General features: G+C 58.8%; 13 protein-coding genes and 1 tRNA gene. 11 read left to right on the forward strand and 3 right to left on the reverse strand.

Features of this window, described 5'->3' with window-relative positions; all coding sequences use genetic code 11:
- Nucleotides 1-9: 9 nt before the first annotated feature.
- Complete coding sequence (locus tag ACTIEN_RS12110; protein WP_439523400.1) at nucleotides 10-3,054, forward strand: efflux RND transporter permease subunit; 3,045 nt, start codon at nucleotides 10-12, stop codon at nucleotides 3,052-3,054.
- Between the two features lie 90 nt (nucleotides 3,055-3,144).
- Entirely contained in the window at nucleotides 3,145-3,915 is a 771-nt protein-coding gene (locus ACTIEN_RS12115) for a FadR/GntR family transcriptional regulator (RefSeq protein WP_439523401.1), read from the forward strand.
- Here ACTIEN_RS12115 and ACTIEN_RS12120 read toward each other — a convergent pair.
- Complete coding sequence (locus ACTIEN_RS12120) at nucleotides 3,902-4,597, reverse strand: DUF1028 domain-containing protein (protein ID WP_439523402.1); 696 nt, start codon at nucleotides 4,595-4,597, stop codon at nucleotides 3,902-3,904. The two genes, ACTIEN_RS12115 and ACTIEN_RS12120, sit on opposite strands and share 14 nt — an antisense overlap.
- 103 nt (nucleotides 4,598-4,700) lie before the next feature.
- Between ACTIEN_RS12120 and ACTIEN_RS12125 the strand changes: the two genes are divergently transcribed.
- The 4 genes from ACTIEN_RS12125 (at nucleotide 4,701) to ACTIEN_RS12140 (ending at nucleotide 10,157) form a co-directional block, all read left to right on the forward strand.
- Nucleotides 4,701-6,278 carry an ABC transporter substrate-binding protein gene (locus ACTIEN_RS12125; protein ID WP_439523403.1) on the forward strand — a complete coding sequence of 526 codons (1,578 nt, stop codon included), beginning with the start codon at nucleotides 4,701-4,703 and terminating at the stop codon, nucleotides 6,276-6,278.
- A gap of 89 nt (nucleotides 6,279-6,367) precedes the next feature.
- A complete protein-coding gene (locus ACTIEN_RS12130; RefSeq protein ID WP_439523404.1) occupies nucleotides 6,368-7,315 on the forward strand; it encodes an ABC transporter permease in 948 nt (315 codons plus the stop codon).
- Nucleotides 7,312-9,195 (forward strand): dipeptide/oligopeptide/nickel ABC transporter permease/ATP-binding protein, encoded by a 1,884-nt coding sequence (locus ACTIEN_RS12135; protein ID WP_439523405.1) that lies wholly within the window; start codon nucleotides 7,312-7,314, stop codon nucleotides 9,193-9,195. The genes ACTIEN_RS12130 and ACTIEN_RS12135 overlap by 4 nt, the downstream gene beginning before the upstream one ends.
- Nucleotides 9,192-10,157, forward strand: a complete 966-nt coding sequence (locus tag ACTIEN_RS12140; protein ID WP_439523406.1) for an ABC transporter ATP-binding protein — start codon at nucleotides 9,192-9,194, stop codon at nucleotides 10,155-10,157. The genes ACTIEN_RS12135 and ACTIEN_RS12140 overlap by 4 nt, the downstream gene beginning before the upstream one ends.
- A 9-nt stretch (nucleotides 10,158-10,166) precedes the next feature.
- Here ACTIEN_RS12140 and ACTIEN_RS12145 read toward each other — a convergent pair whose 3' ends face one another.
- Entirely contained in the window at nucleotides 10,167-11,069 is a 903-nt protein-coding gene (locus ACTIEN_RS12145; RefSeq protein WP_439523407.1) for a hypothetical protein, read from the reverse strand.
- Nucleotides 11,070-11,641: 572 nt separating this feature from the next.
- Between ACTIEN_RS12145 and ACTIEN_RS12150 the strand changes: the two genes are divergently transcribed.
- Genes ACTIEN_RS12150 through ACTIEN_RS12165 form a run of 4 tightly spaced genes read left to right on the forward strand, consistent with a single transcriptional unit; the run spans nucleotide 11,642 to nucleotide 18,860 of the window.
- Nucleotides 11,642-13,033 (forward strand): TULIP family P47-like protein, encoded by a 1,392-nt coding sequence (locus ACTIEN_RS12150; protein ID WP_439523408.1) that lies wholly within the window; start codon nucleotides 11,642-11,644, stop codon nucleotides 13,031-13,033.
- A gap of 27 nt (nucleotides 13,034-13,060) precedes the next feature.
- On the forward strand, nucleotides 13,061-15,601 hold the full coding sequence (locus ACTIEN_RS12155; protein ID WP_439523409.1) for a TULIP family P47-like protein: 2,541 nt from the start codon (nucleotides 13,061-13,063) through the stop codon (nucleotides 15,599-15,601).
- Nucleotides 15,601-17,382 (forward strand): TULIP family P47-like protein, encoded by a 1,782-nt coding sequence (locus tag ACTIEN_RS12160; protein ID WP_439523410.1) that lies wholly within the window; start codon nucleotides 15,601-15,603, stop codon nucleotides 17,380-17,382. Before ACTIEN_RS12155 ends, ACTIEN_RS12160 begins: the two co-directional genes overlap by 1 nt.
- An 8-nt stretch (nucleotides 17,383-17,390) precedes the next feature.
- Nucleotides 17,391-18,860 carry a TULIP family P47-like protein gene (locus ACTIEN_RS12165; protein ID WP_439523411.1) on the forward strand — a complete coding sequence of 490 codons (1,470 nt, stop codon included), beginning with the start codon at nucleotides 17,391-17,393 and terminating at the stop codon, nucleotides 18,858-18,860.
- Nucleotides 18,861-19,093: 233 nt separating this feature from the next.
- On the opposite strand, the gene ACTIEN_RS12170 is transcribed toward ACTIEN_RS12165, so the two are convergent.
- A tRNA-Thr gene (locus ACTIEN_RS12170) sits at nucleotides 19,094-19,169 on the reverse strand.
- Nucleotides 19,170-19,315: 146 nt separating this feature from the next.
- Here ACTIEN_RS12170 and ACTIEN_RS12175 point away from each other — a divergent pair.
- Nucleotides 19,316-20,197: a hypothetical protein gene (locus ACTIEN_RS12175; RefSeq protein ID WP_439523412.1), complete on the forward strand. Its 882-nt coding sequence runs from the start codon at nucleotides 19,316-19,318 to the stop codon at nucleotides 20,195-20,197.
- Nucleotides 20,198-20,399 lie beyond the last annotated feature (202 nt).

The following is a 20,399-nucleotide window of genomic DNA, read 5'->3' on the forward strand; positions in this document are numbered from 1 at the left end:
CGTTGCAGCATGAATATCGCAAAAGCGTCCATCGACCGCCCGATCATCACATGGCTTATCATTCTCGGCGCGCTTCTGGGTGGCATCTGGGGGTTCTTTGCTCTTGGGCGGCTGGAAGACCCGGCCTTCACGATCAAGACCGCCGTGGTGGTGACGGAATATCCCGGTGCCGATGCCCAGCAGGTTGCGCGGGAAGTGTCCGAACCTCTTGAATCCGAGATTCAGAAGATGTCCGAGGTCAAGGAAGTCCGGTCGGTGAACCAGCCGGGACTGTCGCGTATCACAGTGGACATGAAGGACCAGTTTGATGGCAATGAATTGCCGCAAATCTGGACCAAGCTGCGCAACCGGGTCAATGCCGCGCGCCTTCCCGACGGCGTGGGGCGACCGTTTGTGAATGACGGGTTTGGCGATGTCTACGGCATCTACTACGCCGTGACTGCGCCGGGGTTTTCGGATGCCGAGATTTACAATCTCGCGACATTCCTGCGCCGGGAATTGCTGACGGTCAACGGTGTGGCCGATGTGAGCCTGTCCGGCGTGCCCAGCGAGGTCATTTATGTAGAGCCGAACCTTGTCTTGAGCACAAACCTCAACATTCCGCCCGCCGCCATTCAGGGCGCGTTGGCAACCGCCAATTCGGTTGTGGATGGCGGGTCGATCCAGAGCGAGGATGGACGCACGCTTATCCAGGGGCCAGACGGCTATGACACGGTGCAAGAGATCGCCGGCCTGACCGTCGGGGTTGGTGGCGAAATCCTGAACCTGTTCGATTTTGCGGACGTGCGCCGCGCGCGGGAAGACACCCCTGACCTGATCATCCGGCATAACAGGGTCGAGGCGTTTACGCTTGGGATCGCCGGGATCGGATCCGAGAACATCGTCGATGTCGGCAAGCGAGCTGATGCGAAACTGGCCGAGTTGTCGTCGCAAATCCCGTTGGGTGTCGACTTGCAGCCGATCTACCAGCAGCATGTCGTGGTCGAGGAAGCCTCGAACGCGTTCCTGATCAACCTTGCAATGTCGGTGTCCATCGTGGTGATTGTTCTGGCCTTGTTCATGGGCTGGCGCGCGGCCGTCGTCGTTGGTGTGACGTTGCTCTTGACCGTGGTTGGCACGCTGTTCTTCATGGCGATCTTTTCCATCGAGATGGAGCGGATTTCCCTTGGTGCGTTGATCATCGCGATGGGGATGCTGGTGGACAATGCCATCGTGGTGGCCGAAGGCATGCAGATCGCCATGCGGCGCGGCAAGGACAGTCGCGCGGCAGCGGATGAGGCGGCGAGCAAGACGCAAATCCCGCTGCTGGGGGCCACGGTGATCGGCATCATGGCCTTTGCCGGGATCGGGCTTAGCCCGGATGCAACCGGCGAATTCCTGTTCTCGCTGTTTGCCGTGATCGGGATTTCGCTCTTGCTGTCCTGGATTCTGGCACTGACTGCGACACCGCTGTTCGGGCACTATTTCTTCAGGCAGGGGTCGGGCAACGAAGATGACGCGTATGGCGGGCTGCTGTTCCGGATGTACGGGTCTGTCCTGCGCGGAGCCTTGCGCGCGTGGTGGGCGGTGATCATCGGTCTGATCGGCATCACCGTGGTGTGTTTCATGCTGTTCGGGCAGATCAAGCAGCAGTTCTTCCCGGACAGCAACACGCCGCTTTTCTTCGTGCATTACAAGCTTGAACAGGGCGCTTCGATCGAACAAACCTCGCGCGATCTGACGATGTTCGAAGACTGGCTGGCCGAACAGGAGGACGTTGTCTCCTCGACCGCCTTTATCGGGCGCGGCGCGGATCGGTTCATGCTGACCTACCAGGCCGAAGACCCGAACCCGAGTTATGGCCACATCATCGTGCGTACCAACACCATCGACGAAATCGCGCCTCTGATTGCCGAACTGGAGGACTTCGCGGCGCAAAACCTGCCAGAGGGGGAATTCCGCGCCAAACGTCTGGCCTTTGGTCCGGGGGGTGGTGATCCGATCCAGGCGCGGTTCTCTGGCCCCGATCCGGACGTGCTGCGTGATCTGGCGGATGAGGCGATGGAACGCTTTACCGAGGCGTCCGAAAACATCGTGGCCCCGCGAATTGACTGGCGTGAACAGGAACTGGTGCTGAAGCCGGTCTATGCCACGGATCGGGCGCAAGAGGCCGGGATCACCCGCGATGACATCACGTCGATCCTGCGCTTTGCGACCACGGGAATTGATGCCGGGGTTTACCGTGAAGGCGACCGGCAGATCCCGATTGTCCTGCGCGCTGATCCGCGTGACGAACTGGCCCTGACCGATCACGTTGTCTATTCGCAAAACGCCCAAAGCTTTGTGCCGATCGAACAGGTCACGGACGGTCTTACCTTCGAGGCGCAGAACACGCTTTTGATGCGGCGCGACCGATTGCTGACGATCACGGTCGGGGCGGATGTTGTCAAAGGAATGACAGCGGCTCAGGTGCAGACCGAGGTGACGGACGCCATCGAGTCGATGGAGTTGCCGCCGGGCTACAAGATGGAATGGGGTGGGGAGCTTGAATCCTCATCACAGGCCCAGGAAAGTCTTGGTCGGCAATTGCCGATGAGCCTGATCATCATGGTGGTGATCTCGGTCCTGTTGTTCAACGCGCTGCGGCAGCCGTTGATCATCTGGCTTCTGGTGCCGATGTCGGTCAACGGGGTGAGCCTTGCGCTTTTGGGCACCGGGTTCCCGTTCACGTTCACCGCGCTTCTGGGTCTGCTGTCGCTGTCAGGGATGTTGATCAAGAACGGCATCGTCCTGGTCGAAGAGATCGACCTCGTGCGCGCGGAAAAGCCCGAACAAACGCTGAAGGAGTCGATTGTCGAGGCATCCACCTCGCGTCTTCGCCCTGTTGTCCTGGCGGCGGCGACCACCATTCTGGGCATGACGCCGCTGATCTGGGATGCGTTCTTCAGGTCGATGGCGGTGACGATCATGGGCGGTTTGGCCTTTGCGTCGATCCTGACTTTGGTTGCAGCACCAGTGTTTTATTATGCATTCTTCATGCGCAGCGCGAAGAAAGCTGAGGCGGCGATGGCGTGAGCGGGGCTGTGAGGCTTGTATTCATCATGATAAATTGGTTGCATGGCGCGGCTGTCCGAACGGGGGCAGCCGTCAACCTTAAAGGTCGCCATGACACCGGGCTCCAAGACTGATCTCTCAGAACGTCCGCGACGCCGGTCCCGACCGGTGCGGGTGGCCGAGGCGATCAAGGATTGGGTGGTCGAGCAGGGGCTGATGCCGGGCGACCGGCTTCCCGGTGAGTCCGAGCTGATCGACCGCTTCCAGATGTCCAAGGGCACGATCCGCGAGGCGATGCGCATCCTTCAGGCGCAAGGGCTGGTCGAGACCAAGACCGGGCCGGGCGGGGGCAGTTTCGTCGGTGAGGTGTCGCGCGACCGGGCGCATGCGTTGCTGGCGAATTACTTCTATTTCCAGAACGTCACCATCGCCGACATCTACGCGGTGCGTCTGTCGCTGGAACCCGAGATGGCGGCCTCCTTGGCGGGCAAGCTGACCGAGGCGCAGCTGGCCGAGTTGGAAGAGATCATGCGGAACTACGCCGCCCCAGCCAAGGATGCGCGAGAGGAGCGGTTGCAGCATGTCGCGTCATTGCGGTTTCACGCGCGGTTGTCGGATTTCGGGGAAAACGCGCTCTTGAGTTTCTTCATCAGCTTCATGGCACAGATCCTGACCGACCTGACGGTCTACAAACGGTTGTATGCCACGCCGAACCACGATCTTTGGAAACGCGGGCGCGATCACCAGCTGGACCTGATTGCCGCGCTTCGGTCGGGTGATGCCGAGGCGGCCCGGCGCGTGATGGCAAGCCATATGGAGATGGCGCGCGACCTGATGGAAGATCAGGAAGCCGAGGTCATGAAACGCTTCATTGCGGAGTGACCGGGTCTTTGGTTGCCGAGAACGGCGCGCTGCGCTGCGGATCGTCGAGCGTCGGCACATGGCGCACCCAGTCGCCGTAAAGCCCCGATGTGGCGCGGCTGTGCAGGGCGCGCAGATCGGTGAGCGGCGTTTCGGAATAATCTACACGCAGGGTCATCGGCGGCTGTGCGCGGCTGACCACCAGCAGCGCGGCGGACAGAAGCCCCCGGCTGTCACCCCCGGCGCGCGAGGCAGCGTCGAGCGCGTCGAGAAGGCGGGTGTCCAGTGATCCAGTGGCGGTGAGAAACCCATCGAGACAGGCATCCAGAACATCGGTCGAGGCCAGCAGGTTGCCGGTAACAACGACATGATCGGCCGTTCGGACGTCGGCAACGGCGATGCTGTTGGCCCCGGTGAAGTGGCCAGTGTTGCCCAGAGGATCAAGCGCCGCCAGTTGCCGTTCCGCGCGACCGCTATCGGCCTTGGTGATCTGATCGACGGCGTCCGCTGCCGGGGTGCCGCCCCGCATCAGGTCCAGAACATCGCTGCCCCACATCGTGCTGGGCAAAGACCCCTGCGACGCCGACAGCCCCGATTCGGCTTCTCCGCGCAGAACCCAGCCCCCGACACAGAGGCTTCCCGTGGTGGCCGCGCCGCCATAAGCGCCCGTTTTTTCATCGAAAGCCAGAATTGAAATGGTCATTGATGGCCCCGTTTTCCTTGGACTTGAATTTATCATGAAAATTTGGCCTGATGCAATTTATCATGATAAATAAAATCTGATATCTCAGGAGAGGAAGTCACCCATGTCGCTTTTCCATGTCACCCGCCGCAGCCTGTTGGCCGCTGGCACAGCTTTGGCGCTGACGCTTGGGGCGGTTGCGCCTGTCGCCGCGCAAACCCCGCCCGGCGTTCTGATTGTCGGCCAGATCGCAGAACCGAAGGCGCTTGATCCCGCGGCCGTCACCGCCGTGAACGACTTCCGCATCCTGATGAATGTCTATGACGGGTTGGTGCGCTACAGGGACGGCACGCTTGAGGTCGAACCGGCGCTGGCGTCGGATTGGGAGATCAGCGAGGACGGCACGGTCTATACCTTCACCCTGCGCGACGGCGTGAGCTTTCACGATGGCAGCCCGTTCAACGCCGAGGCGGTGAAGTTCAATTTCGACCGGATGCTGAACGAGGATCACCCCTATCACGACACCGGCCCGTTCCCGCTGGCGTTCTTCTTTTCCGCCGTGGAAAACGTCGAAGTTGTGGATGATCTGACCGTCCGGTTCACATTGAACGGACCCTATGCGCCGTTCCTGTCGAACCTCGCCTATCCCACGGGGCTGATCGTGTCGCCCGCTGCCGTCGAAGAGCATGGCGCGGATTTCGGGCGCAACCCGTCGGGCACCGGCGCGTTCACCTTTGTCGAATGGCGCTCGAACGAGGCGGTTGTGATCGAGGCCAACCCCGATTACTGGGACGGCGCACCCGAGTTGGAAGCGGTCGTGTTCCGCCCGATCACCGATGCCAACACCCGCACCGCCGAAATGCTGGCGGGCGGGATCGACCTGATGGTCGAGGTTCCCCCGGTGGCGCTGTCGGAATTCCAGGGCGATGCCTATAACGTGCATGAACAAGCCGGACCGCATGTCTGGTTCCTGATCCTGAACACCAGGGAAGGCCCGTTTGCGGATGTCCGCGTGCGTCAGGCGGCGAACTATGCGGTCAACAAGGCGGCGCTGGTCGAGGAGGTTCTTGAAGGCACCGCCGAGGTGGCTGCCGGTCCGACACCGCCGGCCTTTGCCTGGGCCTATAACGAGGAACTGGAGCCCTATCCGTATGACCCTGACCGCGCGCGCGAGCTGATCGCCGAGGCCGGGGCAGAGGGGGCGGAACTGACCTTCTTTGTCACCGAAGGGGGATCGGGGATGCTGGACCCTGTCGCGATGGGCACGGCCATTCAGGCCGATCTCGAAGCGGTGGGCTTTGACGTGAGCATCGAAACCTATGAGTGGAACACCTTCCTTGGCGAAGTGAACCCCGGTCTTGAGGGCAAGGCGGACATGGCGGAAATGGCGTGGATGACCAACGATCCCGACACGCTGCCTTTCCTTGCGCTGCGCACCGAGGCCTGGCCGGATGCAGGTGGCTTCAATTCGGGCTATTATTCCAACGAGGAGGTCGACGAACTGCTCGAGGCGGCGCGGGTCGCCACCGATCAGGATGAACGCGCGCGGCTTTACAAGGAGATGCAGACCATCGTGCAGGAAGACGCGCCCTGGGTGTTTGTCGCCAACTGGAAGCAGAACGCGGTGACGAACGAGGCGGTCGAGAACTTCTCGCTTCAGCCGTCATTCTTCCTGCTTCTGGATGATGTTGTGAAGAACTGAGTTTCGGGCGGGCGTGGCCCGCCCGACCAAGTGGGGGGCCAGCCCCCCACACCCCCCGGAGTTTATCTGGCAAGATGAAGGGGTCCTTTGTGACAGGCTATATCCTCAAGCGTTTGGTGTCGGCGGTTCCGGTGTTGCTGGGGATCACGGTGATCGTGTTTCTTATCATGGCGATGATCCCGGGTGATCCGGCGACGGCGATTCTGGGCAGCTATGCGACCCCGGAGAATGTTGAAAAGCTCAACCGGGATCTGGGTTTGGACAAGGGGCTGGTGCAGCAGTATTTCATCTGGCTGGGCAATATGCTGACCGGGGATTTCGGCACCTCTTTCGCGCTCAACCGGCCGGTGCTGGACGAGGTGCTGGAGCGGTTCAACGCGACGCTGATCCTTGCTGGGACTGCGTTTGTTCTGTGTTCGATCCTCGGCATCATCGCCGGGGTGATTTCGGCGGCGAACCAGTATGGATGGGGCGACAAGGCGATCACCTTTGTCGTGCTGCTGGGCATTTCAATCCCGTCGTTTTTCCTGGGCATGATGATGATTCTGTTCTTTGCGGTGAACCTGCGCTGGTTCCCGGTGTCGGGCATGTGGCCGATCTATGGGGACCGAGATCTGGGGGCGCTGCTGTCGCATCTGACCATGCCGGCGTTGGCGCTGGCGGTGGTGGCGACAGGGGTCATCGCGCGGCTGTCTCGGTCGGCCATGCTCGAGGTGTTGCGGCAGGATTTCATCCGCACGGCGCGGGCCAAGGGGGTGCATGAGCGCGGCGTGATCTGGCGGCACGCGCTTCGGGCCGCGATGGTGTCGATCATTCCGGTTCTGGGCATCCAGGCGGGTTTCGTGCTGTCGGGTGCGGTTTATATCGAGATCGTTTTCCAGTGGCCCGGTGTGGGGCGGATGCTGGTCGATGCGATCCTGACTCGCGACATCCTTCTGGTGCAGGGGGGCGTGGTGTTCGTCGCCGCCTGTTACGTGCTGTTCAACATCCTGGTGGACGTGGCGCAGAGCCTGCTTGATCCGAGGATCAAGACATGAGGGCGTTCCTGGTTCTTCTGGCGCGCAACCGGCTGGCCTTGGCTGGCGGGATTGTCATGCTGGCGGTGGTGCTGCTGGCGCTGGTCACGCCGATCCTGCCTTTGGCGGACCCGGATGTGACGAACACGAGCAACAGGTTTCAGCCGATCTTTTCCGAGGGTGCGCTGCTGGGCACTGACCATCTGGGGCGCGATCTGCTGTCGCGGCTGATGTGGGGGACGCGGTTGTCCTTGGCCGTCGGGTTTGCGGCGGCGATTGTCGCGGCGACCCTTGGTGCCGCAATCGGGATCATCGCGGGCTTCTATGGTGGGCGCACAGACAACATCATCATGCGCGGTGTCGATATGTTGATGGCGTTTCCCTATATCCTTCTGGCGCTGGCGATTGTGGCGGCGCTGGGTCCGGGGCTGTTCAATGCGCTGGTCGCGGTGGCGGCGGTCAATGTTCCGTTTTTCGCGCGCAATATCCGAGGTATCACCGTGGGCATCGCGCATAAGGAATTTGTCGATGCGGCGCGGCTGGCGGGGCTGTCGAACACCCGGATCATCCTGTCCGAGATCCTGCCCAACGTGATCCCGGTGATCGTGATCGCCATGTCGACCACGATCGGCTGGATGATCCTGGAGACCGCCGGGCTGTCCTTTCTGGGTCTTGGCAGTCAGCCGCCGCAGGCCGATCTTGGGTCGATGCTGGGCGAGGCGCGGTCGGCGCTCATCACCAATCCGCACACCTCGGTTGTGCCGGGGGTGATGATCCTGATCATCGTCATGTCGATCAACCTTTTGGGCGACGGCGTGCGCGATGCGCTGGACCCGCGTTTGAAGTCCGGCGCGCTGTCGCGGCCGATGGCGACGACGCAGGTGGATCGCAGCGGCCCTGTGCCTGCGCCCACGGGCAAGGGGCTCCTGGAGGTGCAGGGGCTGGAGACGCAGTTTCACGTCAAGGACCGTGTCTATCGCGCGGTGGGTGGTGTCGACCTGCATGTCGAGAAAGGCGAATGTCTGGGTATCATCGGTGAGAGCGGCTCGGGCAAATCCGTGACCGCGTTGTCGCTGATGGGGCTGGTCGCCTCGCCGCCGGGGGTGATCACGGGCGGGGCGGTGCATTATGATGGCGAAGACCTGATCGGGGCACCCTACCGCAAACTGCGGGACATGCGTGGACGCAATGTGGCGTATATCTTTCAGGATCCGCTGGCGACGCTGCATCCGCTCTACCGCGTCGGCGACCAGTTGATCGAGGCGATCCGGGCGCACCGGCCCATTGGCAAGGCCGAAGGGCAGGCGAAGGCCATCGAACTGCTGAATGCGGTGCGTATCCCCAATGCGGAGAAGCGCGTGACGGATTATCCGCACGAAATGTCCGGCGGGATGCGGCAGCGCGTCGGCATCGCGATGGCGCTGGCCAATGATCCCGACATCATCATCGCGGACGAACCGACCACCGCGCTTGATGTGACGGTACAGGCGCAGGTGTTGACCATTCTGGACGATCTGCGTCGGTCGCGGGGATTGGCGATTGTGTTCATCACGCATGATTTCGGCGTGGTGGCACAGCTCTGTGATCGGGTGGCGGTGATGTATGCCGGGCGCATCGTCGAAGAGGGTGGCACCGAGGATATCCTGCAAGCACCGCGTCATCCCTACACAGCGCGCTTGATGGCCTGTGTGCCGGAACTGGGCGGCGGCAAGCGGCGGCTCGAGGCCATCGCGGGGCTGCCGCCGGTGGTGGACAAGCTGCCCGACGGCTGTGCCTTTGCGGATCGGTGTCTCAAGGTGCAGCCGGAGTGCCGCGCGGGGGAGATCCCGCTGGAATGGCAGGACGACCGCAAGGTTCGGTGCCTGTATCCCGAGGACAAGACGCGCGAGGCGGCAGAATGACCGAGGCACTTAAACTGACGGAGGTGTCCAAGACCTTTCCGGTGGGACGTACGCTGTTCGGGTCCGCCAAAGGATCGGTCAAGGCGGTGCATCCCATCACGCTTGACGTGCAAGGGGGGGAAACGCTTGGCATCGTGGGCGAATCCGGCTGTGGGAAATCGACCCTTGCGCGGATGCTGGTCGGGTTGCTGGAGCCGACCAGCGGGACGATCGAGATTGAGGGTGAGGCGTTGGACAATGCCGACCCGTCGGTCTTTGGCAAGAAGATTCAATATGTTTTTCAGGATCCGATCTCGTCGCTCAATCCGCGCAAGACGATCCGGCAGGTGATGGAAGCGCCTTTGAAGCATCTCTACGGCATGGGCGCGGCGGACCGGCAGGCGCGGATTGCCGAGATTTTCGAAAGCGTGAATCTGCGCGAGGAATTTCTGGACCGTTATCCACACGAATTTTCCGGCGGGCAGGCACAGCGTATCGGCATTGCGCGCGCGCTGGCGGCCAAGGCGCGCATCCTGATCCTCGACGAACCGGTCTCGGCTCTGGACGTGTCGGTACAGGCGCAGGTGCTGAACCTGCTGGCCGATCTCAAACGTGAATTCGACCTGACCTATCTCTTCATCAGCCACGATCTGGCGGTCGTGGAGGCGGTGAGCGACCGGATCGCGGTGCTCTACTTTGGATCGGTGGTCGAGATCGGTCCGGCCGAAGAGATCTTTGCCAATCCGCGCCATCCCTATACGCGGCTTCTGGCGCAAAGTGCCCCGGTGGTCGGGCGTCCATTGACGGAACCCGAGGCCAAGGGAACGGAACTTCCCGACCCGCTCAATCCGCCGCCGGGATGCGCCTTTGCCGCGCGGTGTCCAAGGGCGCAGGACCGGTGCCGGTTGGAGGTGCCGAAACTTGCGGCGACGTCGGCTGGAACGCAGGCGGCGTGTTTCTTTCCTTTGGAGGACGCGGATTGATGCGGCCCTTCATCGGAACACGCGACGCAGCTTGGCGAAGAGGGTTGGCTTGGACGGAACGGGCCTTGCTTCAGGCTTTGGTTCAGGCATTGGCACCACCTGCGCACCTTTGCCGGGTCTCAAGGCGGGATCGTGTGGGGCCACTTCTGACAGCCTCCTGAAGGTCAGGGCGTGAAGGGTGGCCCGGTTGTTGCGTGCCGCGTGCCCCATGAGACTGCGCAGGTAGGCGCGGCAGTTGCGCAGCCGCGACCACCGGTATTCCGCGACAAGGTCGGTTTCCCTGTTCAATACCTTTTCCATGAACCGGGCGATCTGGCCTGTCTGGACAAGGAAATGTGTCGTCGGATGACTGCTGAGCGGCACCTGGACATGTTCGATCCGCAAAGACGCCAACGCGGCGGTGATGCACCCGATCTGGTAGACATCTTCGGGTTCAAGGGGGTCATAGATGAGCTGAACCTCACAGCGCCGGCATGACCCATCCTCGATACGATATGGCCAGCCGCTGATCGCCTGCGACTGGGTCCACCAGCGAAGATCTGTGTCGTCGGTGATCGAAAACTGCGGGGAAAGGGCAATCACCCGGTCCGCGCCGAGCATGTCCGCAAAGGCAATCGCGGCGTATCCCCCCATGGATGACCCGTAGGTGCCACGCTCGCGATACCCCCGGCCCAGTGCGGCCGCTTGGTGCAGGGCGGTCTTTGGCAGACCTTGAAACCAGTCGTTCCTGACGCTTTTGAAAGCCACCACGTCGTAGCCCCGGTCCAGAAGGTAGCGCACCGCAAACCCTTCGGCGTCGAGATCGTCGAACATGAAATGGGTGAAGGTGAAAAACAAGCCCAGACGGTTGCCTTCGCCTTTGTGAAACTCGATGCGGTGGTCCAAATCATCGAAGATGTGGTCGGTCGTCACAAAAGCACCCGTATCCCGGCCACATGCGCCATTTTCAAGCGCGCTTCACCACACTCGCCGACGCGGTTCCCGACGTCTGCGGTAGATGGGTCATCTATGCGGTTTTCATCGCGGGATCAACGCGGGTGGCACTCAAACGTTCCGTGATGTCATGCTGTCTCTGGTGGCTTTGATCGCGATCCTGTCGCACAGGCGCACTTTTACATGCGTGGATGCTTGCGACGGGTTGCACGGGTTCCTGTTCCGATTGTGTCGCGGTCGTGCCGTTTCCAAATGATACGGTTCAACAATGACCCGCTTTATATCATGTGTCAAAATTTGCGGGCCGCATCGGCACTTGGACCGGCGACGGAAACCTGCCTGCCGCTGATCAAGGCTTGTTCGCGCGCGGGAGTGTTTCCAAGGCGATGGACGCGACACTGCACAGAAAACAATCACCGGCCAAGGTTAATTGTCCGCGATAGCCAAGCCTGCATGGAAACCGGGATTTCCGACGATAGTCGCCAAAAAGCAGTATGAGAATTCGATGACCCACCTTACGCTAGGTTAACTTTATTTGCATTGGGGGATTCATGGATACGCATGGGTGGGACATCGTTGCTGCGTGCCGACAAGACGATTTGAACAAACTTCTTTCAAAAAGAATGACGAAGGCTCCTCCGTCATTGTCCTATTCGGACAAGTCCGGAATCAAGATTGATGCTGTCTTTGATCCCTGGGAAATTACGAGTTTCGGCACGGACGATACGCTCACTCTCAAACTGCCTTTCAAAAGCGGGACGCTGAAAAACGCGAGCAAATTCGCGGTAAAGCCAACGATTGATCTGGCCGGGGTCCAGATGGAGGTCTCGGTCAAGATCGCATTTATCGACAACACCGCCGGAACAGCCTGCGATCTGAAATTTCAGCTCAAGACTGTTGGGAAGTCCAAGCAGGACAAGACCAAGGGTGCAGTTTTCGTGATCAACGCCGATCTGGATGGCACGCTGAAAAAAGAAGATTCGTCGGGCAATTCCGCAACCGATTTGCGAGAACACATTCCGCAGGTCCTGATCGCGAATGCCGACAAACTGAGCTATGCGCTGACGTCGCTCAATCTCGTGCCCACGGGTGAGCGATCATGGATCAAACCGGTTCACAAACACTTCATGTTTGCACAGGGTGCGGTCGACAAGCAGGGCAAGCAACAACCCGGACATCTGGTGGTTGCGATGATGATACGCGACCGTCCGGCAAGCAGCAGGTCGGACAATATCGACAACGCATTGACCGGCAATTCGTCCGGCCTGAATATGGCGTTTGCGCCGGACCTGTTTCTCGAGCATTTCATCATGCCGTCTTTGCCGTCTTCATTCGTGAATAAGGCATTCCTTAAATTCAGGATGAAGGGGGACGAAATCCATCTGGTGATCGAACCGGCGAGCACTGCTCCTCCCCCCCACATCACTATGCCAGCCGAATGCGCGACAGTGCATCACTGGGGAACCGGGTACGTCCCCTTTCTCTATCCTCTGACGATCAGCGTTGATGATGACCTGATGCACGTCAACGCCAGCGGGACGTTCGACATCACCGGGTTGGCGGACAGTTCCGTATCGTTCTGGTTCAAACAGGAGATGAAACCGGCCTTTGATGCAAAAACACAAACTTTGAAGTTCAATGCATATTGCAAGACCAAGTCGGATTACCACAAACACATCCCCGCCTGGATCTACATCGTGGCCGGCGTTGCAGCGCTGGGTGTGCCCCTGATTGTTGCGGCGGTTGTCACTGCGATTGTCGATGTGGTTGTGGCGGCGGTGACAACCGCCGTGGCCAAGCAAGCCGCCGGGGCAGGCGGGCAGCAAACCAAACTGGGCAATCTTGCCGCTGCGGTTGTGAACTGGCCGGGCAGTGCATCGGTCGATATTTCCCATGCCGACCTCGAGACAGCCTTTGTCGTCCGGGGTGAAATAAATTCGTAATTTCATAATTTTAGAAGGTTCTTCCTTATGAACTATTCCAAGACAGTCGAACTTTTGACGACAACAACCGCTGGTGAAGTCAATCTGTTCCAATGGGACATCGTCAACGCAACCACGTTCAAGGGGGTCAATCGATCCGTCGCGATCCAGGACAAGACCCCCAAGACGTTCGACAACAAGTCCCCGGTGCCGCCAGCCGGTGTTGCAACAATCGACGGTGCCTGGGACACATGGCAATTGACGACCGGCGGCATGGGCAACGAGGTGATGATGGAGTTGCCCGTGAAATCGGGGTCCACTACCTACACGATGTTGAGCCCGAGCTATGCCAAGCTCAGCCCGCCAAAGACCAACGCCACGACGCAGGGCAATGTCTCGCTAGGAGCAGACCAGCTGACACTCGAGGCGCAGGATTTGAAGAACCTCAATGCGCATGCCTTTAGTGAACAAACCGTCAAGGCAGGAAAAATCTATTTTGAGGTCACGCTTGAAACCAATGGCTTTGGCGCGCTGATCGGACTGGCCCGCCTTGATGCTCCGGATTCGAACTTCTGGACCGACGCGCATTCGATTTCGTACCGGTCAAACGGGGCCATCTTTTATGGCGGGCAGCCGAAAGGCGTTGTGGATGCCCAGGGTAACACGGAAAACGGTGCCCGCTGGACCAATCCGAACAGCACAGTCGGCATGGCTGTGGATTTCGACAATGGTCAGGTCTGGCTGCGCGCTCCGGACGGGACATGGCAAGGGGCAAATGCCGATCCGGAGAACAACACTGGCGCACTGACATCCTTCGACGTGTCGCAGGATCTCTACCCGTTGGTTGGCGTCTATTCGCAGGCGAAAGCCAAGATCAACCTTGGGCAAGAACCTTTTGTTCACCCGCTTCCGACCGGTTTCGAAAAAGGCATCAAGATCAGCGACACGGTTGATCGCACGCAGGATCTGGCGGGGGTCAAGATCACCGCGCGCGTGACGTTGCAGAAAAAAGACAACGGGACCAAGACCAAGGCGCTCATGGTCAACGACCAGCCGGGGGCGACGACCGAAGCTGTCACGATCACCTCGATCACGCGCAATGGGCTGGCTGTGGTCCCGCCGATCCGGTCGGCATTCGATGCATGGCTCAACGAGCCGGCCAACCTGTCGAAATTCGACAACATTTTCCATGCTATTGATTATGCCAAGCTGGCTTCGCAAAACGGCGATATCAAGGACACGATGAAGTGGATCGCGCCGGTTTATTCGGATTACGCGGTTGCCGATATTCCGGCGGCGTCGCCGGGCGGCGCGGACGCGATCTTTGCGGTGCTGAACCAGACGGCCAAGTCCACGGTCGACAAAAGCACCCTTGCAGCAGAGGTGTCGCCGGACCTGATGGCCAATCTTCAGCCGACGGAAAATGCCGTTGTTGCCATTTCTGCTGAACGCCTGACCGAAGAGATCCTGCTGGCCGGAGCCTATGGCGCGGCGGCGGATGGTGAAAGACCGGATTTCCAGATCGACGGCGCCAAACGGGTGGTGACCAACGGTGCCGAATTCAAACTGCGCCCGACCAAGCTCGCCCAGGCGGGGGATTTGGTGCAACCGATTGTGCCGCCGGGTGGATTCACGATGCGGATTGTCGGCAGGCAAATCGCAATCGAGTACACAGGTCTACATTTCGACTTCGCAAATCAGGTGCTCAAACAAAACGAAAAGGTCACGTTTGGGTATCAGCAAACCATGTTTCTCACACTTGAGGAGCGTGCTGACGGATCGCACATCCTGGTTCCGACCTTCAATGATCCGCTTGGAAAACAACCAAAGTCCAAGGGCGAAATTGTCGATTGGACAAACGTTATCGACAAATGGACCGTCAGCATGAAGCTTGACCCACCAACACAAGACAAGACCATGCTCTGGATTGGTTTGGCGTGTGGTGTCGTCGGTTTGGTGTTGGGTGGATTGACCATCTACGGGGTCACGCGATGCGTCGCCGCAGCAGGTTCCGACGCAGAAGCTGCGGGCGATGTCGCCCTTCAGGACATGCAAAACAATAATGGTGAGGCCGACTTTGGGATGCCGGCTGTTCAAGAAGCGTCTCAGTATGACCGGTTTCCCCCGCCACAAAACATTTACGACAATGTGCAAGCTGATGTTGCCAACAATATTTATGATGATGTGAACGCCCCGCTGTCACTTTTCGCTCTCGGAGATGCAGATGCAGACGCAGACGTGAAAGCAGAACTGGCCGCGAAACCAACGAAAGCGCTGGCGTCAGGGTCGCTCTTGTACACGGCGCATTGGGGCGTCGCGTTGCACGGGTTACGGGCAATGGCAGGTCTCGATCATGTCAAACAGCTCAACCTTTCGGCCGAAGATATCAAGAAATTCGCAGGTGGTGATGTGGATGTTCTTGGCCTTGAAGCCACGGTCCAGAATTTCCTGAAGACCGCGTTATCTCCCTTCGATTGGCCCGAAACCACCGGGTTCGATCTCAAGACCGCCAACCTGCAGGGCGCGCTTTTGCTTCAGGGTGAACTGAAGTCATCAACTGTCAAATCATCGTCGAAAGGAAATTTGTAATGAGTTTCTTGCCTGAAGGATGTGCCTTCCCCGATCCGGATATCGAACTCCAAGCGGCCGATGGTCCCCATCAGGTCGGGCTTGAGGGCTGGGATACCGCCAGTATCCTGACCATGGACGGGATGAACAAAGTCATCAAAGGGCAGAACATAAAGCTGCCTGATCTGGATCAGCAATCCAAATGGAATGGTGATATCCAAGGCGTCTGGGACAGTTGGGATCTTATACCGGACAAGCACTTTGTCGGTGGTGCCGTGCGTTTGTGTTGTACGCTGAAATCCGGTCATGCAACGGATGCCAGGGGCGGCCAGTACCCTGATCCGAAGGCCCATAACCCCCCGATTGCAGGCACAAAAGTCTACATCACCGTAACGATCAAGTCGGTCAAAGCGCCGGCGCTCAAGTTGAAAGACAAGACCGCCGATCCATCCCAACCCGGCGTACCGCATGCGCTTTTCATGCAGGATCAGCCGCAGAACCACATTGACGCCGTCACGGTGGACACGATTGAACCGGCATCCTTGGTCGGACCGTTCAAACCCTTGTTCGAATTGTGGTTCAACGAAAAAAAGAACCTTCAGGCGTTTAACCCCGTGTTTCACTCTGCGCTCTTGAACGTCAAAGCTGCGCATGGGGACTATCAATGGGTCAAGCCAACCTTGTTGTCTTATGCGTCGCTCACCAATTCCGGGGGGGACGGGTACTTTGCCGCTTTGTGCAAGACCGACAAACAGAACCCGTCATGGGCGAAACTGGCCAACCAGATCGACGGCGCCATTGCGGATGATTGGCCAGCTGGGGTAAATTCGATCTTCGCGATAAGTGGACCGCGCTTTGCAGAGAAATTTCTCAAGCACGGCGCCGCAAAGATTTTCAAAGGGGCCAAACCCGAAGATTTCGACATTGTCGGTGACGAGTTGATCGTCACCAACAACAAGCTGTTGGTCTGGGGCGATTTCACGTTGGAGGACGGAACGAAGGTCAGCCCGACTGTTCCCAAGAAGGGCCTGACCATGCGTGTTGTCGAGGACAAGTTGCAGGCGGAATTCACCGGCTTGACATGGGATCATCCCCTATTGGTCGGCAATGATGTCTTCACACTCAATTTCACGCAAAACGTGTATCTCAAGCTGGGAAAGAATACCAAGGGTCAGCCGGTCCTGATGACGACCAATGACTACAAGGCGCAGAAAAAGAAAAAGGAAGTCCCGGATATCGAGCGGCCCCATATTTCGGCCAAGCCTGACCGGACGGCGGTTGAATTTGACCGCTGGACGCAAATTGTCGGCATGGTGCTGTCCGTTGTGTCCCTGGGAGCATTTGCTGCTGGCAAGTGGATTGTAAACGCGGCGGAGGCGACTGAAGCCGCGAACAATGTAACCGCATGGATAAATGGCACCGATGACGTTCTCAATATTGCGGCGGACGGTGAGGAAGCAATGAACTCGGTGTCTCAGACCGTGTCGGACTCCGGCAACCTCGCTGCGGCTGCTGCCTTTACCGGCTCAGGCCAAACAGTTCTTGATGTCAAATACGGCGTTTACCTTATGCGCTTTGCATCCGAGGCAGGGATATTGTCCGCAATTTCGATGATCGCTTACGCTGACAACATGATCAAGTTGACCAATGATCAGGAATTTGATCCAGACGCTTTGCCAGACCTTAACAATTTTCTTGAGAACGTTCTGGGGGCTGAACAATGGCCGGGTGTCAAAGGCACCGAGCTCAAACATGTCCGGCTGGCCCAGTCATTGTTGCTCTATTTCAACCGCACGATGTGAGGGACGAGATGCAAACCTATATTGAAAATCCCTTGCTGGCCGAATTCGCAAATCTGCCGACCGAAGAAGCGTCCACCTTGGATTGGGACACCGTTTTTGCGCTGAATTACGATGAACTGAATGCGGCGATCAAGAAAAGCGGAAACACACCCAAACAGTTGAACTGTCCTCCTTCGGGCATGTTCAAATTCGCGGTGACGGCAACCTTTGGGGATTGGAAGGTCATTCCCGGCGGGGATGGAGACGCCGTGCATTTCCTTTTGCCGATGACTGGCATGACGGCGCATTACGTTTTCAAAGGCCAGCCCGGAACGGTCACCTGTGATGAAATGACGATGACCGTGGCCGTCAAGCTTGCGCTGCTGCCGCACACTGGTCCCGCCAAGGACGCTGACGGGAATTCGTTGCCGCCCCCCGCAAAAGGGACCAAAAGGCATGCGCTCAAGCTGCGCACCGCTGGCACGACGCCGCAGGATCCGATCGCCAGCATCGTCAATGTCGATTACGTCAAACCCCTGTCAGAGCCAGACGCATCGACCCCGATCCGGACCTGTCTGGACACTTGGGCCTTGACGCAGATTCAGGTGTTCGAACATATCTTCGCGTTTGTTGATCTGAACACGCAGATTGATCACGGCGACTTTGCCTTCACCAAGCCGCACACGACAAGTTACGCGGTGTGCGACACGATTGACAAAAGTTCCGGCTTTCTCGCGGTCCTGTCGATGACGTCGCCGGACAAGGCACCCGACATCCAACAGGCCTCCAGCTATGCCATTCCCGACGGCGCTGGGGCGGCATTTCTGATCCGGCGCAAACGGTTTTTACTGGATATGGTTCAGCCGGGGCTGTTGCATATGTGGCCTAATTTGAAGGCCAGTATGCTTGAGATGTCCAAAGATGCCCGAAGCCTGCGCATGAAAGACGATATGTCGATCATGCTGCCACATGTGAGCCACAACGGGTCAGACTATACACCCGAACTTCTGAGCTTCGATTGTCAGGTGAAGGGCAACGAACTGGTCGTGACCACCAGCACACAGGTCGAGGTGTCTTCAGGTATCTACGGCACCTGCTATTCCCAGACCTATTACGAACTTGAGATCGGCAGGAACAGGAAGGGCAAGCAGATCATCAATTACAAACAAAGCCGCAAACCCAGCATTCAGAAAGGCCATTGGTCCAAGCCGGGTGTAGAAATCCTGAAAACGATTTTGACAATTGTTGGCGCTGTTGTCGGCCTCGTCGCAATCGTCTTGACGGATGGTGCGGCGGCGATTGCAATTGCGGCCATGATGTTCGCCATGATCGGCCACTTCGCGATCACCAGCCTTCAGGACCAGGCGCTTGATGCGGCACCGGGGCTGGGCGATTTGGTCAACCATTTCACCGGCGCGATCACATGGACATCTCGACACATGCACCTGACCTCGAGTGGCCTGCACGGCTCGCTGCAACTGGGTGGCGACTTCGCCTGAATCGGGGACCGTCGTCGGCTTCTTTTCTGGTCCGTATTTCTGTAATCTTCAAAGATTTGATGAGACGCGACGACGCGATCCGGGGGAAGGTACAGGGGTGCTTCAGATCTTTCGGGCTGCAAACGCCGATGTGAAAATACCCATCTTTGACCAAAGCAATTGGGTGCGAAATGGTCTGCGGCTCCTGGCAGTGGCTAAAAGCTGGAGTGATACCAATGAGTTAGCTGAAGAAATGGTGCCCCCACACGGACTCGAACCGCGGACCTACTGATTACAAATCAGTTGCTCTACCAGCTGAGCTATAGGGGCTCCGGTGGCGTGATTACTGAGTGTCGCGCGGCTGTGCAAGAGGCAATCTGGCGAAAAATTGCGATTTGCGCGGTGACGTCAAACGCGGTTTTCATCCACGCCTTGGCCCCTATAATGCAGTCAGGCAGCGAGAAAAAAGAAAACCGATGCAAGTTGTCCTTCACACAGGCCTTCACCAGACCGACAGCGACCGGCTGTTCAAGACGCTTTTGCGCAATCGCGATGGGTTGCGTCCCGAGGGGGTCGCGATTCCCGGACCCGGAAAATATCGCAAGCTGATCTCGGAAATGCTCAATGCTCTGGGGGACGGGAGGCCGTCGCCCGACACGCGCGATGTGTTGCTGGACAGCATACTGGACGAGGACACGGGCCATGTGGATCGGCTGATCCTGTCGCACGAGAACCTGTTTTCGGTGCCCAAGATCGCGTTTCAAGGCGGCACAGTCTATCGCAAGGCCGAACAGCGACTGCGCACCCTGTGCGATATCTTTGCGCAGGATTCGGTCGAGGTGTTCATCGCGCTGCGCAATCCGGCAACCTTTCTTCCCGCACTGCTGACCGCGACCCCGCATGACAGTCTTGGCGCATTGTTGAACGGGCTGGACCCGTCGCAACTGCGCTGGTCCGATCTGATCGGGCGGATCACTACCGCCTTGCCGAACATGCCGGTCACGGTCTGGTGCGACGAGGACAGCCCGCTGATCTGGGGTGAGGTGATCCGGGAATTCGCCGGGGTCGAACCGACACATCCGATCATCGGGGCTTATGCGCGGATGGCGGATATCATGTCGAAAGAAGGTATGACGCGGTTTCGCACCTATCTGGCCGACTCCCCCGGTCTTACCGAAATCCAGACCCGGCGGGTGATGGTGGCGTTTCTTGATAAATATGCCGACGACACCATGATCGAAGATGAGCTGGATGTGCCCGGATGGGACCAGGATCTGGTTCACGCCATGACCGAGCAATACGAAGAAGACCTGTTCGAGATCGGGCGGATGCCGGGTGTGACGTTGATTGCGCCCTGAAGGGGGCGGAACCCAAACTCGATCAATGCCTGGGAAGGCTTGAACCAAGACAAACTGCGGATCGCCGGGTGCTGACGTCACGGTCAATGCGGTCACGGCCCGTACCTCCATTCGATTGCGGCGAGTCTGTATTTGATGGGTTTGATACATATCAAATCCAAACCTGCGAGAGTGTCATATTCTGGATGCAGAATATTTCTCG

It is taken from the genome of Marivita sp. (assembly GCF_051859345.1).
Classification (GTDB): Bacteria; Pseudomonadota; Alphaproteobacteria; order Rhodobacterales; family Rhodobacteraceae; genus Marivita.

What these genes read in the sequence shown, in the direction of transcription:
- ACTIEN_RS12110 (WP_439523400.1), top strand. Translation starts at nt 10, where the DNA reads ATGAATATCGCAAAAGCGTCCATCGACCGCCCGATCATCACATGGCTT.
- ACTIEN_RS12115 (WP_439523401.1), top strand. Translation starts at nt 3,145, where the DNA reads ATGACACCGGGCTCCAAGACTGATCTCTCAGAACGTCCGCGACGCCGG.
- ACTIEN_RS12120 (WP_439523402.1), bottom strand. Translation starts at nt 4,597, where the DNA reads ATGACCATTTCAATTCTGGCTTTCGATGAAAAAACGGGCGCTTATGGC.
- ACTIEN_RS12125 (WP_439523403.1), top strand. Translation starts at nt 4,701, where the DNA reads ATGTCGCTTTTCCATGTCACCCGCCGCAGCCTGTTGGCCGCTGGCACA.
- ACTIEN_RS12135 (WP_439523405.1), top strand. Translation starts at nt 7,312, where the DNA reads ATGAGGGCGTTCCTGGTTCTTCTGGCGCGCAACCGGCTGGCCTTGGCT.
- ACTIEN_RS12140 (WP_439523406.1), top strand. Translation starts at nt 9,192, where the DNA reads ATGACCGAGGCACTTAAACTGACGGAGGTGTCCAAGACCTTTCCGGTG.
- ACTIEN_RS12150 (WP_439523408.1), top strand. Translation starts at nt 11,642, where the DNA reads ATGGATACGCATGGGTGGGACATCGTTGCTGCGTGCCGACAAGACGAT.
- ACTIEN_RS12155 (WP_439523409.1), top strand. Translation starts at nt 13,061, where the DNA reads ATGAACTATTCCAAGACAGTCGAACTTTTGACGACAACAACCGCTGGT.
- ACTIEN_RS12160 (WP_439523410.1), top strand. Translation starts at nt 15,601, where the DNA reads ATGAGTTTCTTGCCTGAAGGATGTGCCTTCCCCGATCCGGATATCGAA.
- ACTIEN_RS12165 (WP_439523411.1), top strand. Translation starts at nt 17,391, where the DNA reads ATGCAAACCTATATTGAAAATCCCTTGCTGGCCGAATTCGCAAATCTG.
- ACTIEN_RS12175 (WP_439523412.1), top strand. Translation starts at nt 19,316, where the DNA reads ATGCAAGTTGTCCTTCACACAGGCCTTCACCAGACCGACAGCGACCGG.